This window comes from Paraburkholderia sp. FT54 (assembly GCF_031585635.1).
Lineage (GTDB): Bacteria > Pseudomonadota > Gammaproteobacteria > Burkholderiales > Burkholderiaceae > Paraburkholderia.
Map to the genome: position 1 here is coordinate 1,934,593 of NZ_CP134196.1, position 12,977 is coordinate 1,947,569.

The 12,977-nt window shown below is 62.3% G+C and carries 13 protein-coding genes and 2 pseudogenes; 9 read left to right on the forward strand and 6 right to left on the reverse strand.

Annotated elements, in window-relative coordinates; all coding sequences use genetic code 11:
• Positions 1 to 39: 39 nt before the first annotated feature.
• Positions 40 to 936, reverse strand: a pseudogene (locus RI103_RS28225) (glycosyltransferase family 9 protein); the annotation flags it as partial.
• A 261-nt stretch (positions 937 to 1,197) separates the two neighbouring features.
• Between RI103_RS28225 and RI103_RS28230 the strand changes: the two are divergent.
• From RI103_RS28230 to RI103_RS28240, 3 genes are all read left to right on the forward strand, one after another.
• Positions 1,198 to 2,253, forward strand: coding sequence for an MFS transporter (locus RI103_RS28230; protein ID WP_310815801.1), 1,056 nt, complete (start codon positions 1,198 to 1,200; stop codon positions 2,251 to 2,253).
• A gap of 188 nt (positions 2,254 to 2,441) precedes the next feature.
• The gene (locus RI103_RS28235; protein ID WP_310815802.1) at positions 2,442 to 2,744 is read left to right on the forward strand and encodes a helix-turn-helix transcriptional regulator; all 303 of its coding nucleotides are present in this window, start codon (positions 2,442 to 2,444) and stop codon (positions 2,742 to 2,744) included.
• Positions 2,745 to 2,831: 87 nt separating this feature from the next.
• Complete coding sequence (locus tag RI103_RS28240; protein WP_310815803.1) at positions 2,832 to 3,893, forward strand: alkene reductase; 1,062 nt, start codon at positions 2,832 to 2,834, stop codon at positions 3,891 to 3,893.
• A 187-nt stretch (positions 3,894 to 4,080) separates the two neighbouring features.
• On the opposite strand, the gene RI103_RS28245 is transcribed toward RI103_RS28240, so the two are convergent.
• Positions 4,081 to 4,608 (reverse strand): GNAT family N-acetyltransferase, encoded by a 528-nt coding sequence (locus tag RI103_RS28245; protein ID WP_310815805.1) that lies wholly within the window; start codon positions 4,606 to 4,608, stop codon positions 4,081 to 4,083.
• A 138-nt stretch (positions 4,609 to 4,746) separates the two neighbouring features.
• On the opposite strand from RI103_RS28245, the gene RI103_RS28250 reads away from it, so the two are divergent.
• Together RI103_RS28250 and RI103_RS28255 are read left to right on the forward strand one after the other, a co-directional pair.
• Entirely contained in the window at positions 4,747 to 5,394 is a 648-nt protein-coding gene (locus tag RI103_RS28250; RefSeq protein ID WP_310815806.1) for a VTT domain-containing protein, read from the forward strand.
• Between the two features lie 17 nt (positions 5,395 to 5,411).
• Positions 5,412 to 5,555: pseudogene (locus tag RI103_RS28255) on the forward strand (LysE family translocator); the annotation flags it as partial.
• Between the two features lie 109 nt (positions 5,556 to 5,664).
• Here RI103_RS28255 and RI103_RS28260 read toward each other — a convergent pair.
• From RI103_RS28260 to RI103_RS28270, 3 genes are read right to left on the reverse strand one after another with little or no spacing between them, the layout of a single operon-like run.
• Positions 5,665 to 6,162, reverse strand: a complete 498-nt coding sequence (locus RI103_RS28260; RefSeq protein ID WP_310815808.1) for an SRPBCC family protein — start codon at positions 6,160 to 6,162, stop codon at positions 5,665 to 5,667.
• Entirely contained in the window at positions 6,159 to 6,497 is a 339-nt protein-coding gene (locus RI103_RS28265) for a metalloregulator ArsR/SmtB family transcription factor (protein WP_310815809.1), read from the reverse strand. The genes RI103_RS28260 and RI103_RS28265 overlap by 4 nt, the downstream gene beginning before the upstream one ends.
• Before the next feature lie 3 nt (positions 6,498 to 6,500).
• Complete coding sequence (locus tag RI103_RS28270; protein ID WP_310815810.1) at positions 6,501 to 6,962, reverse strand: VOC family protein; 462 nt, start codon at positions 6,960 to 6,962, stop codon at positions 6,501 to 6,503.
• A gap of 276 nt (positions 6,963 to 7,238) precedes the next feature.
• Here RI103_RS28270 and RI103_RS28275 point away from each other — a divergent pair, with 276 nt between their 5' ends.
• From RI103_RS28275 to RI103_RS28290, 4 genes are all read left to right on the forward strand, one after another.
• Entirely contained in the window at positions 7,239 to 8,663 is a 1,425-nt protein-coding gene (locus RI103_RS28275) for a tetratricopeptide repeat protein (RefSeq protein ID WP_310815811.1), read from the forward strand.
• Positions 8,664 to 8,900: 237 nt separating this feature from the next.
• On the forward strand, positions 8,901 to 9,353 hold the full coding sequence (locus tag RI103_RS28280) for a MarR family transcriptional regulator (RefSeq protein WP_310815812.1): 453 nt from the start codon (positions 8,901 to 8,903) through the stop codon (positions 9,351 to 9,353).
• Positions 9,354 to 9,369: 16 nt separating this feature from the next.
• Positions 9,370 to 9,933: an isochorismatase family protein gene (locus tag RI103_RS28285; protein ID WP_310815814.1), complete on the forward strand. Its 564-nt coding sequence runs from the start codon at positions 9,370 to 9,372 to the stop codon at positions 9,931 to 9,933.
• Positions 9,934 to 9,997: 64 nt separating this feature from the next.
• Positions 9,998 to 11,338 (forward strand): MFS transporter, encoded by a 1,341-nt coding sequence (locus tag RI103_RS28290; RefSeq protein WP_310815816.1) that lies wholly within the window; start codon positions 9,998 to 10,000, stop codon positions 11,336 to 11,338.
• A gap of 85 nt (positions 11,339 to 11,423) precedes the next feature.
• Here the strand turns inward: RI103_RS28290 and RI103_RS28295 are convergent, their stop codons facing one another.
• Positions 11,424 to 12,947, reverse strand: coding sequence for a CoA-acylating methylmalonate-semialdehyde dehydrogenase (locus RI103_RS28295; protein ID WP_310815817.1), 1,524 nt, complete (start codon positions 12,945 to 12,947; stop codon positions 11,424 to 11,426).
• Positions 12,948 to 12,977 lie beyond the last annotated feature (30 nt).

Below are 12,977 nucleotides of genomic sequence, written 5' to 3' on the forward strand. Positions count from 1 at the left end.
ACCAGTGCAGTGACCACGTGAAGCAGGCCAGACAGCGAGTTACCGCAATGCCTGTGCATACCCTGCTCGACCTCCTCTACTGGCAAGCTGCGCCAATTCAATGGCCATTCGCGACACGACAGAGGCCCAGTCCGCGCGCGCGTCCTGGCGAAACAGGCGCGTCTGCGGATACCATGGTGTATCTGTACGCTCGAGCAACCAGCGCCAATCCGGGATTTTCGGCAGCATGACCCACGCCGGCCGTCCCAGTGCCCCAGCGAGGTGGACGGGAGACGAGTCCACCGAGATGAGCAGATCGGCAATGTAGAGGATCGCTGCGGTGTCGTCGAAATCGGCAATCTCATCGCTTAGCGACAAAAGCGACATGCCCGGTGGCGGCGCGTCGGCTTGCGTGGCAGCCGGCCCCTTCTGGATCGACAGGAAGGTGATGCCGGGCTGTGCAAGCGGTGCAAGGTCGGCGCGTCGCAGCGAGCGGTTTGCATCGTTGGGGTGCGTCGGCCGCCCCGCCCAGACGAGCGCGACCAGCGGTCGCGGCAAACTGTCGAGACGTTCCCGCCACCGTTCGAGACGATGCGGATCGGCGCTTAGATACGGAACGGGTCCGGGCAGATCGTCGAGCTTCAGAGCGAGCGCCGCCGGGAGGCTCATCATCTCGCAGTGCATGTCGAATGCGGGCGGCAGGGTGCCTCGCATCACGATCTCGTCGCAAGCCAGGCTGCGCTGGGCCAGCGAAAGCGTTTCCGCATTGATCTCGAGCACGACCCGCGCTCCGCTTTTTTCTTTGGCCCACGGAACGAGGCGCATGAACTGGAGCGTATCGCCGTAGCCCTGTTCGTCGTGGATCAGCAGCGTCTTGCCGGGCATGGCGCGGCCATCCCAACGCGGACGTTGCACCTTGCGTTCCATGGCGCTCGTATGCGCGAGGCTGTACCGGTATCAGTCCAGAGAAGCTCTTTTTTGTCAACGAATTCGCTCGCACCGAAACAGGAAAAGTCTTGCGCGAGCAGTTGACTGAGTCGTTCATGGGCAAGTCCGTCTGATTTCGACTTGTGGCCTGGCTGAAGCGATTTCGCCTGAATGACCGGGACAGGATGAACGGTGTTCGCCGTCCTGTCTGTCGTCTCTGATACGTGTACCCGCAGAACGGGTCAAGGATGAGTTTTGGTGAATGCGTCTGGTGTGATTGATGTACACACGATGATTGACTACCGTCCAATCGGACGGATGCAGAAGCTGGTGCTGCTGTTGGGCTTCTGCATTATTGCGCTGGAAGGGTTCGATCTGGCCGTAATGGGTTTCATCGTCCCGGTGCTCAAGCAGCAATGGCATGTCACGAACCACGCGTTGGGTCCGGCGTTGAGCGCCGCGCAGATCGGCCTCGTGCTGGGCGCGGTGGCGGCGGGCCCGCTCGCGGATCGTTTCGGCCGCAAGGCTGTCCTTCTTTTGAGCGTTGCCTTGTTTGGCGCATCCACCTTGCTGAGTGCGACGGCCGGCGATTTGCCGCAACTGGTTCTTTTCCGGTTTCTGACCGGCATCGGTGTGGGTTCAGTTGTGCCTAACACCGCCACGCTGATTTCCGAATATGCGCCGCAACGGATTCGCTCGCTTTCGGTTTCGTTCATCATCTGCGGCGTAGCGTTTAGTTCGGCTTGCGCAGGTTTCCTGTCGGCATGGATGATCCCGGCCTTCGGCTGGCGCAGCATGCTGGTTGTTGGCGGTGTGATTCCGCTTCTGATGCTTCCAGTGTTGCTGGTCGCGCTGCCAGAATCGGTCCGGTTTCTGGTGGCGCAAAAGGCGCCCGCCGCGCGTATCCGCGCTGTCGTGGAACGGATGGCGCCGGGCGAAACGTCGGCACAGTCGGTTTTTGTCGCCTCGAAGGAGCAGCTCGAAGGCGCTCAAACAAAACTGCTGTTCGCAGAAAAATATTGGTTTGGTGGCCTGATGATGTGGCTCGCCTACTTTGCCGCGCTTTTCGCGAGCAACATGTTGTCCAACTGGCTGCCGAGTCTCATCAAGGAATCAGGCTATAGCCTTCAATATGCCGCTCGCGTCGCCGCGGTTTACCAGATGGGGTCCTGCTGGATGCATGGAGCCGGGCGATGCGGCGCGCTGTTAAGTATTTTCTCAGGCGCGCAGATGCTTAGCTTGGAGTGGAGTGCGAATCGCGTCTTTATGATCCTTATCTTGCCGGCTCTCATTGCTGGCATCGCGTTGCTTGCCAAGGATCATCGCGGACGATTGGCAGCCCGATAGGACGCAACGCTTCGGCAAACACGCCGACCGACTTTTTGAAATCGATTTCAACACCTATCACCCCTATTAACTGTAGTGCCTTCGAACATATCGTAAAAATACGATATATGATTCGCCTCGTAGCGATGCAGATGCGAGGCGTTAATCGGCGCCCTCACCTGCCTGTTGATGACCCTAAAACCCACCCAATGACGCTCGACATCGACGCGATTCACAAAGCGCTGGCCAATCCTGTTCGCCGGGAGATTCTCGGCTGGCTGCGCGAGCCCTACGCGCATTTCGGCGACCAGGAACTGCCGCTCGATTACGGCGTGTGCGCCGGCAAGATCGACGCGCACTGCGGCTTGTCGCAGTCCACGGTCTCGGCTCACCTCGCTGCATTGCAGCGCGCGGGTCTCGTCACGTCGAAGCGGGTGGGTCAATGGGTGTTTTTCAAACGCAACGAGGCCGTCATCCAGGCGTTCCTCGAGCACATGAACACCATGCTCTAGGCGTTGTTATTCGCATCGCCGCGCTTCTTTCATCAAGCAGTTTTTTCAAGGCTCGGGCCGCGTGCCCTCGGCCAAAGGTGAACACATATGCCGACTCTTTTCGATCCGCTGCAAATTGGCGACATCACGCTGTCGAACCGCATCATCATGGCGCCGCTCACGCGCCAGCGCGCCGAAGAAATCCGCGTGCCGAATGCGCTGATGGCGAAGTACTACGCTGAGCGCGCGAGCGCCGGCCTGATCATCAGCGAAGCGACTTCTGTCACGCCGCAAGGCGTGGGTTACGCCGAGACGCCGGGCATCTGGTCGCAGGAACAGGTCGAAGGCTGGAAGCTCGTCACGAGCGCGGTGCACGCCGCCGGCGGCAAGATCTTTCTGCAACTGTGGCACGTCGGCCGTATTTCGGACCCGCTGTTCCTGAACGGCGAATTGCCGGTCGCGCCGAGCGCGATCGCGGCACAAGGCCACGTGAGCCTGGTGCGTCCGGAACGTCCCTATGTGACCCCGCGCGCCCTCGAACTCGATGAAATCGCCAGCGTGGTGGAAGCGTTCCGCAAAGGCGCGGAAAACGCCAAGGCAGCCGGTTTCGACGGCGTCGAAGTACACGGCGCGAACGGCTATCTGCTCGACCAGTTCCTGCAGGACAGCACCAACAAGCGGACCGACACCTACGGCGGTTCGATCGAGAACCGCGCGCGTCTGCTGCTCGAAGTCACCGACGCCTGTATCGACGTGTGGGGCGCGAACCGCGTCGGTGTGCACCTCGCACCGCGCCGCGACGTGCACACCATGGGCGATTCCGATCCGGCCGGCACGTTCGGCTACGTGGCCCGCGAGCTCGGCAAGCGCAAGATCGCATTCATCGCCGCACGTGAAGCGCTCGGCGACGACCGTCTCGGCCCGCAACTGAAAAAAGCATTCGGCGGCCCGTACATCGCGAACGAAAAATTCACCAAGGAAACCGCGCAACAGGTGCTCGACGCAGGTGAAGCGGATGCGGTGGCATGGGGTCAACTGTTCATCGCGAATCCGGATCTGGTGCGCCGCTTCGCCACGAACGCGCCGTTGAACAAGCCGAACCCCGCGACGTATTACGCACGCGGCGAAACCGGCTACGTCGATTATCCGACGCTGGAAACGGTGGAATGAGTCTTGAAACAAGCGGGAAAAAGGCGAAGCTATGCGGTGAGTCGGCGGAGCTCAGGCTGCTGAGTTGAGGCGTGCAATGCATGGCACTGCGCCCAAAACCCGCGCGGCGGGTGTGACCTGAACCACATGTTCCAGTCACACCCGCCGCTTTTTTTATGCCCGAACATAGGCCCAGGCATATCACACATCACGCAAGATCACGCCGCATAAACACCCGCTTCGATTCGTCGAGTCCTCGCGCGATATGCGCGTCGCGCCGTGCGATCAAAGCCGCGTCGAGTTCAGCTTCCCCGATATCGCGAAACCCGAGCCGTCGATAGTACGGCGCATTCCACGGCACCTCGCGAAAGGTCGACAGAATGAGTTGTTTGAGTCGTTGCCCGCGCGCAATTTGCGCGACCTGCTCGATCAGCGCCGCGCCGATACGCTGCCCCGCGTGCGAGGTGAGCACATCGAGTTCCTGCACGTAGATGCGCAAGGGTTGCGGCTCGAACATCACGAAACCGGCGCACATTGCTTCGGCACTCACGGCAACGATAACTTCCCGCGCCGCGATCTTGCGCTCGACGAGTTCCAGGTCCATGGGCGGCGCATCCGCTATACCCGCCATGTCGACACTGAGGAAGCGCTGCCCCGCTTCGAATTCGATCGTGCGGATCGCGTTCGCATCGTGCGGTTCGGCAAAGCGGAAGGTGACAGCGGGAGCGTGTTCCATGGGCGTTTCGGTAGGTTTGTGCTGATGGTTATTCTCGACGACAGGCCCCGATATTGACATCGCCATCGAGAAATACACAAGTGAGCGCGCCGCAGCGGGACTAAACTGCTGAAGTTCCGAATTCCCCTTTGACCCAAGATGGATCTGATGCATGTGCTGCAGGTCGCCCTGCACTTCGACCAGCACCTGAGCGGCCTGATCGTGCAATACGGCACTGCCGTCTACGCGATGCTGTTTCTGGTCGTGTTCGTCGAGATTGGTTTCCTGCCGCTGTTCTTCCTGCCCGGCGATCCGCTGATTTTCATTTGCGGCGGTCTCGCGGCCACGGGTGCGCTGAACGTCTGGCTCGTGATTCCGGTGCTGTTCGCCGCGACGGTGGCCGGCAGTATCGTCGACTATTCGATCGGGCGGGCGATCGGCGAAAAAGTCTATACCGCCGACTATCGCTGGCTCGACAAGAACGCGCTGCGCAAAGCCCACGCGTTTTACGAAGCGCGCGGCGGACTGACCTTCCTGCTGTCGCCGTTCATCGCCGTGGTGCGCACCTTCGCGCCGTTCGCCGCGGGCGTTTCGCGCATGACGTTCGCGCGTTTCGTATCGTTCGTCACCGCGGGCGCGGCGCTGTGGATCGTGTCGCTGGTGGCGGCCGGCTATCTGTTCGGCAACGTGCCGCTGGTGCGCGATCACATGAGTTCGATCGTGCTGCTGGGCGTCGCGCTCGGCGTCGGCTCGCTGCTCGTGAGCGCCGTGTGGCGCTTCGTCAACCGGCGCCTGCGCGCGCACTGAAATTCGTGGACAGCGTCATGACGCTGTCCGCCTTGCTCGTTTTCGCCCTCGCGCTGATCGTCGGGGTCGGCACGCCGGGACCGGGCATCGGCGCGCTGGTGGCGCGCGTGCTGATTTATGGCTTTCGCGACGTGCTGCCCTTTCTCGCCATCATATGGCTGCTCACCACGCGGCGTGCCGTAAAGATCGCCAACCGCGCGAGCGCGACTGTGATGGCGGGCGTCGCGGCCGCGATCGCCACGCGCTGAGCACTCACAGACCCGCTCGCGCTCAGCCAGCCGGCGCCGACGCCTGCACCGCGGTTCGCAGCGAAGCCAGCAACGCCTGCCACCATTCGCCGTGCCGCAGCAGAAAGGCGCGATCGGGGAAATGGTGACGCGCCACATGGTCCTGCGGCACGGTATCCCAGCCGCGATGCTCGACGGTCACCCGCGTTTCGTCGCCCACCGCTTCGAAGCGCACTTCGACATGCGTGTGCTGCGCGTCGGCGAAACTGGCCTGACGCCAGCCGAAGGCGAGTCGCGCGCCCGGTTCCCAGGTCGTGACGCGGCCAATCTCGAAGACGCTGCCGTCCGCCTGCGTCTCGATCAGGCGTCCCTGCCCGCCCGCTTGCGCAGCGGGTTCGAACGACAACACGCCGGCGCCTTGCGGCGTGAACTGAAAGAGCCCATTGGGCCGCCACCATGCGCCGATCTCGCGCGTGAAAACGTCGAACGCGCGTTGCGGCGAGGCAGCCACGCGCAACGACACCTGCACGCGTGAACTCATCCCTGTGCCTCCAGATGCGCCTTGAACGAAAGCAATTGCCCGGCCCACAGAGCTTCAGTCTGTTCGAGCCATGTCTTCAGTTCGCTCATCGGCGCCGAGCGCAACACGTAGAGGCGCACGCGCGCGTCGACGCCGTCATGCGATTCTTCGATCAACTGGCTCGAGCGCAGCACACGCAAGTGCCGGCTCATTGCTTGAGGCGACAGGCCGGTGGCTTGCGCCAGTTCGCCGGCGCGCATCGGCTGACGGCTGAGCAGATCGACTACCCGACGCCGGTTCGGATCGGCTAGCGCGGCCAGCGTGCGATCGAGCGAGGCGCTCGCAGGCTGGGTCATGCGCTACACCCATCCTTCGATCTTCAGCCCGCTGACACGCTCGGCTTCCTCGCGCGACACGGCGCGAACCGTCTGGCCGAAGCTCCAGACATGCCCTTCCGGATCGCGGGCGGCGTAGACGCGGTCGCCGTAGAACTGGTCCTCCGGCTCGCGCGTAATCACCGCGCCCGCCGCGCGCGCGCGAGCGCAATGTTCGTCGATGCCGTCGCGCAATTGCACGTGCACCGACTGCGTATTCTTGCCGCCGATCGAAGCCGGACTAGCCGCGTTTTCCGACCATTCGCGGCAGATCATTACGTAGCTGTCGCCGAAACGCATTTCGGAGTGGCCCAACTGGCCTTCGTTGTCGGTGATGACCATCTGGCGCTCAAAACCGAAGGCCCGCTCGAGCCAGTCGAGCGCGGCGAACGGGTCCTTGTAGTACACCGCGGATCCCAACGAAGGACGATGAAGCGGCTCGCTCATGACTGCCTCCTTTTACAAACCATTCGGTTGATATTTAACACTATAGTTAAGCAAATCGACAAAGCAAGGACGACATGACGAATCGTTAAATCCCCGTTGCACTGCCTCGTTTTGTTGACACCGGCCGGTTCATCAGGGGAAAGCATCGTGCATGCTCCTAGACCTCATCGCGGATCTGCGCCTTCTCCCCATCTGATCGTGGTCAGGCCCATCGAACCGGCACGTCCGCAGCCCGTTGCGCCCTCGCCGACTCCGTCCTCGCTGGCGGAGGGCTTCGTGAAAGCGGCTGCTATCACGACCAGCCTGCGCACCATCTTCATGGATCTGCTGCTTCTCATCGGCGTCGGTCTTGCGGGGGCCATACTGTACAAGCTGGTCTGCGCTCACGAGACACTCATCGAAACAATCTCCGTTCCGGACGAACTGAGCAAAGCCGGCTATTCGGGCAGCGTGTTCCAGTCGCTCGTCGCGGACCACCTGATCCGCCTGGAACAGCGCGCGGCGGACGTGATACCGGCGTCTGCCAAGGAAGAAATCAAACTCGATGCCGACATGCCGGACTTCTCCGTGCCGGGCACATCGGTTTCCGCGAAAACGATGCTGCAATACGTGCGCGAAACGCTGCCACTTCCAATCTCCACTATCACAGGCAGCGTCACCAAAGTCGCGAACACGAAGGATCATTATGTTCTGCATCTGACTCTCGTGGAGCGCGGCGTCGTGTATCACTTCGACACGCCGGAAGGTCCGATCACCGATTTGGACAAGCACCTGGATGCACTGACCGAGGCGGTGCTGCAAAAACACAATCCTTATATCTACGCATCGTATAAGTCGGCTCAAGCGCAGGCACGCTGTTACTCGGGCAACGGTCCTTGCGACTTCTCCGAGGCGCAGCGAATTTTCTCCAGCATCGTCTATGCGGGTGACGACCAACCGGATTACAAATGGGCTTCCCTCGCCCTTTCCAAGATCGACGAGGCCTATCACGACTACAAAGGCGAAATCGAACAGGTCAGCGAGCTAGCCAGGAAATATCCTTCTTCATGGAGCTTCTATAACTGGGGCGTCGCCCTCAGCGAGCTCGGTTGCCAGCGGATGGCAATCGGCGCGTTCGAGCAGGCGATCGCCAGGCAAGCTTCAGGCGAAGCGCCGTTCAATGCGGTCGGCCGCGCCTATCTGACGCTCGCCAAACATGAGCGAAACATTCATTCCGCCGCGGCCGTCAACGAATTGAAAAACGCTCGCGACAACTTTCTCGTCGCCATTCGCTTGAAACCGGACTATCAGGAAGCGCACGTGAATCTGGCGGAGTCGCTCCAGTTGCTCGACAAACCCGCCGATGCGCGTCGCGAATACAGTCTCGCGATCGAGATCGACCCGACTCATGCAGGCCTCGCCTATGCCAGGTATGCCGACATGTTTGCCGATCCGAAAAAGCGAGGCACGCTGCTAGGCCTCGCGGATCGGACCGACAGGTCGCACGCCGAATGCCGCCGCACCAATTCGGCCTCGCTGCTCGAAGCGCTCGGTTGCAGCGTCGTTGCGCAACCGGAACCCGCGGCTATCGTGCAAACCAGCGCGCATGATGAACCGCAGACCGATGACACGCCGGCCCAGACGGCTGCGTGCCACGGCTATGCCGTCGAAGACCGGCTGCCTGACGCCTATTTGCTTGACCCAGTTGCCCTGTCACTGTAAGACCCACGCAACGCGCCTCGCCCTTCACTCACGATCCGCGATCCAGCGCTGCTTGCGTTCGAGGCATTCGAGCGCCATCCCGAACATTTCTGACGGCGCAACGCCATGCGATCCAACCGCAGCGTCCGTCACCCGACGCTTCGCCCTCCTTTCATTCTCCCCACGTCGCCTCCCGCACCTTGACGCCAACCAGATACGAAGGTAACCTTCTCAGGTAACCTTCATATTTGTCATAGCATGAGCAAGAGCGACCTACCGGCCGATACCGAAACCCTGCACGCCATGGCGGAAGACCTGCGCGTGCTGGTGGGCAAACTGCGCCGCCGTTTGCGCGAAGAATCGCACCTAGGCGATTTCACCCCTTCACAGGTGCAGGTCCTCGGCTTGCTGGAGCGCGAGGGTCCGGCAACGGTCACCGCGCTCGCGCGCGCTCACGGCATGCGTCCGCAATCCATGGGCGAGACGCTTTCGGTTCTGAAAGCCGCCGGCCTCGTCAGCGGCGCGCCCGATCCGAACGACGGCCGGCAAACGGTCCTCTCGCTCACACCCGCCTTTCGCAAGAAGATCAAGGCAAGCCGTGCGGCGCGCGAAGACTGGCTGTTTCGCACCATCCAGACGCGCTTCTCGACGGCCGAGCAACGGCAACTCGCTACCGGCGTCGATTTACTCAAACGCCTCATCGACTCGTAACTCCCAGGAGCATCTCATGGCACTCACCACGCTCGACGCGAAGACCGCACTAATCGTCATCGATTTGCAGCAAGGCATCGTCGCGCTGCCCACCGCGCATCCCACCGGCGAAGTCGTCAAGCGCTCTACTGTGATCGCCGACGCGTTTCGCCGCCACGGCCTGCCCGTGGTGCTCGTCAACGTGGCCGGCGGCGCGCCGGGCCGCGCGGAACAGGCGCGCCACAGCGGCGATTTCCCCGCCGGCTTCGCCGACCTCGTGCCGGAACTGAACGCGCAGCCGTCGGATCATCGGGTCACCAAGCGCACCTGGGGCGCATTCACGAACACCGATCTCGAAGCGTATCTTCGCGAGCAAGGCGTCACGCAAGTGGTGCTGGTGGGCGTGTCGACCAGCATCGGCGTCGAATCCACCGCGCGCTACGCAAACGAATTCGGCTTTAACGTCACGCTCGTCGTCGACGCCATGACCGACCTCAATGCGGACGCTCACGCCAACAGCATCGCGCGCATCTTCCCGCGTCTCGGCGAGACCGGCACGACGCAGGAACTCCTCGAGTTGCTCGAGCGCTCGCGCGCATGATCCCGATGTCGAACGCACCGTGCAGCTTGCGCGTCGGCCTCATCCTCCAGATGGAAACAGTCCGGTGAAAGGCACCTTCCGTTCGCTGCGCAATTTCAATTACCGGGTTTGGGCGAGTGGCGCGATCGTCTCCAACATCGGCACGTGGATGCAGCGCACGGCGCAAGACTGGCTCGTCCTCACGGAACTCACGCGTCACAATGCGACCTCCGTGGGGATCGTCATGTCGCTGCAGTTCGGCCCGCAAATGCTGCTGTTGCCGCTCACCGGTTATGCAGCCGATCACTTCGACCGTCGCAAGCTGCTGTTCGCCACTCAGGCAGCCATGGGTACTTGCGCACTGGGCCTAGGCATTCTCACCGTCACCGGGCTCGTGCAGTTGTGGCACGTCTATGTGTTCGCGGGACTGCTCGGCTGCGTCACCGCTTTCGACTCGCCGGCACGCCAGACCTTCGTGTCGGATCTGGTCGGCGAGGACGATCTGTCGAACGCCGTTGGACTGAATTCCACCTCGTTCAACGCGGCGCGCATGATCGGGCCCGCGGTCGCCGGTCTGCTGATCGCTTCGGTGGGCACCGGCTGGGTATTTCTGATCAACGGGCTTTCTTTTGTCGCCGTACTCGGTTCGCTGCACATGCTGCGGTTGAACGAACTGCATCTGAAGCCTCGCGCGGTGCGCTCACGCGGCAGTTTCGTGGAAGGTTTCAAGTATGTGTGGAAGCGTCCCGATCTGAAGGCCGCGCTGTTGATGCTGTTCCTGATCGGCACGTTCGGCCTGAATTTTCCGATCTTCATCTCGACGATGTCGGTCACTGCGTTCCATGCGGGCGCGAGCGAATACGGCGTACTGAGTTCGACCATGGCGATCGGCTCCGTGACCGGCGCGCTGCTCGCCGCGCGCCGGGCGAAACCGCGCATGGCGTTGCTGCTCGGCGCGGCGTCCGTGTTCGGCGTCGGTTGCACAGTGGCGTCGTTGATGCCGACCTCCGTGCTGTTCGGCATCGCCCTGGTGGTGATCGGCGTGTCGACGCAAACTTTCACGACGTCCACGAACAGTCTCGTGCAACTCACTACCGACCCCGTCATGCGCGGCCGGGTGATCGCGATTCTGCTGGCCATCGCATTGGGCGGCACGCCGCTCGGCGCGCCGGTCGTGGGCTGGGTCGCGGACCGTTTTGGCCCGCGCTGGGCCCTCGGCGTCGGCGCGGCATCGGGTTTCGCGGCGGCGGTCGTCGGCCTGCTCTACCTGGTGAAGTATCGCCAGTTGCGCGTCTATATGGAGGGCGGGCGTCTGCGTTACAGCGTCGACGATCCGCGTCAGGCGCCTGCTTACCTCAGCCCCGCAGTCGCCGTGCAAAACGCCGTGTTGAGCGAAGCGGAAGAAGATTCGTCTGCGGGCGTCTAAAGGACCGTTGCCGCGCCCGCATACAAAAAAGGCGCGCCTTGAATTCAGGCGCGGCTTTCTCAGTGCAACAGTTCCGTCGAATAACTTACTTCGCCACCGGCATCGTAAATTCAGCCCCCTTGGCGATGCTATCCGGCCAACGCTGCATGATGCTCTTGTAGCGCGTATAGAAGCGCACGCCTTCTTCGCCGTAAGCGTGATGGTCGCCGAATAGCGAACGCTTCCAGCCGCCGAACGAATGCCATGCCATCGGCACCGGAATCGGCACGTTGATGCCGACCATGCCTACCTGAATCTGCCGGCCAAACGCGCGCGCCACACCGCCGTCCGACGTGAAGAGCGACACGCCGTTGCCGAACTCGTGCGCGTTGATCAACTCCACGGCGCTCGCGAAATCGGGCACCCGCACCACCGCCAGCACCGGGCCGAAGATCTCTTCCTTGTAGATCTTCATTTGCGTGCCGACATTGTCGAACAACGTACCGCCGACAAAAAAGCCTTCCTCGCTCGCCACCGGATGCGCGCGGCCGTCGACGATCAGCTTCGCGCCTTCGGCCTCGCCCGAGGCGATATAACCCGTCACCTTGGCCTTATGTTCGGCGGTAACCAACGGGCCCATTTCGGCGTCGAGATGTTCACCGTTCTTGATCACGAGGGATTTGACGCGCGGCACCAGTTTCTCGATCAGCTGGTCGGCCACGTTGCCGACCGCCACCGCGACCGAGATCGCCATGCAGCGCTCGCCCGCCGAACCGTAGGCCGCGCCGATCAGCGCGTCGACGGCCTGGTCCAGATCGGCGTCCGGCATCACCACCAGATGATTCTTCGCGCCGCCGAGCGCCTGCACGCGCTTGCCGCGCTTCGACGCTTCCGTATGAATGTATTCGGCGATCGGCGTCGAGCCCACGAACGACAGCGCCGCGACGTCCGGGTGATCGATCAGCGCATCCACGGCCACCTTGTCGCCGTTGACGACGTTGAACACGCCGTCCGGCAGACCGGCTTCCTTCAGCAACTCGGCAATGCGCAGCGACGCCGACGGGTCACGCTCCGACGGCTTCAGCACGAACGTGTTGCCGCAGGCGAGCGCGACCGGGAACATCCACATCGGCACCATGACCGGGAAGTTGAACGGCGTGATGCCCGCGACCACGCCCAGCGCCTGGCGCAAATTCCAGTTGTCGATGCCGCCGCCGATCTGGTCGGTGAAATCGGTCTTCAGCAGGTTCGGAATGCCGCACGCGAACTCGACCACTTCGATACCGCGCACCACTTCGCCTTGCGCATCCGTGAACACCTTGCCGTGTTCGCGTGTGATCAGCATCGCCAGTTCGTCGTGATGCTGGTTCAGCAACTCCTTGAACCTGAACAGAATGCGCGCGCGCTTGATCGGCGCGGTTTCGCTCCAGGCGGGAAAGGCGGCCTTGGCGGCCTGCACCGCCGCATCCACTTCCTCGACCGACGCCAGCGCGACCGAACCGGTCACCTTGCCGGTGGCGGGATTGAACACGTCCTTGAAGCGGCCGCTGGTCGCCGTGGCCGGCGCGCCGCCGATGTAGTGACCCAACTGCTGCACCGACAGCTTCGCTTGTTCGTTCACTGCATTCATGTGCTTACCTCGTGTTCGGGATCGACCGCG

Coding starts and splice junctions, on each gene's coding strand:
- RI103_RS28230 (WP_310815801.1), top strand. CDS start 1,198: ATGATTGACTACCGTCCAATCGGACGGATGCAGAAGCTGGTGCTGCTG.
- RI103_RS28235 (WP_310815802.1), top strand. CDS start 2,442: ATGACGCTCGACATCGACGCGATTCACAAAGCGCTGGCCAATCCTGTT.
- RI103_RS28240 (WP_310815803.1), top strand. CDS start 2,832: ATGCCGACTCTTTTCGATCCGCTGCAAATTGGCGACATCACGCTGTCG.
- RI103_RS28245 (WP_310815805.1), bottom strand. CDS start 4,608: ATGGAACACGCTCCCGCTGTCACCTTCCGCTTTGCCGAACCGCACGAT.
- RI103_RS28250 (WP_310815806.1), top strand. CDS start 4,747: ATGGATCTGATGCATGTGCTGCAGGTCGCCCTGCACTTCGACCAGCAC.
- RI103_RS28260 (WP_310815808.1), bottom strand. CDS start 6,162: ATGAGTTCACGCGTGCAGGTGTCGTTGCGCGTGGCTGCCTCGCCGCAA.
- RI103_RS28265 (WP_310815809.1), bottom strand. CDS start 6,497: ATGACCCAGCCTGCGAGCGCCTCGCTCGATCGCACGCTGGCCGCGCTA.
- RI103_RS28270 (WP_310815810.1), bottom strand. CDS start 6,962: ATGAGCGAGCCGCTTCATCGTCCTTCGTTGGGATCCGCGGTGTACTAC.
- RI103_RS28280 (WP_310815812.1), top strand. CDS start 8,901: ATGAGCAAGAGCGACCTACCGGCCGATACCGAAACCCTGCACGCCATG.
- RI103_RS28285 (WP_310815814.1), top strand. CDS start 9,370: ATGGCACTCACCACGCTCGACGCGAAGACCGCACTAATCGTCATCGAT.
- RI103_RS28295 (WP_310815817.1), bottom strand. CDS start 12,947: ATGAATGCAGTGAACGAACAAGCGAAGCTGTCGGTGCAGCAGTTGGGT.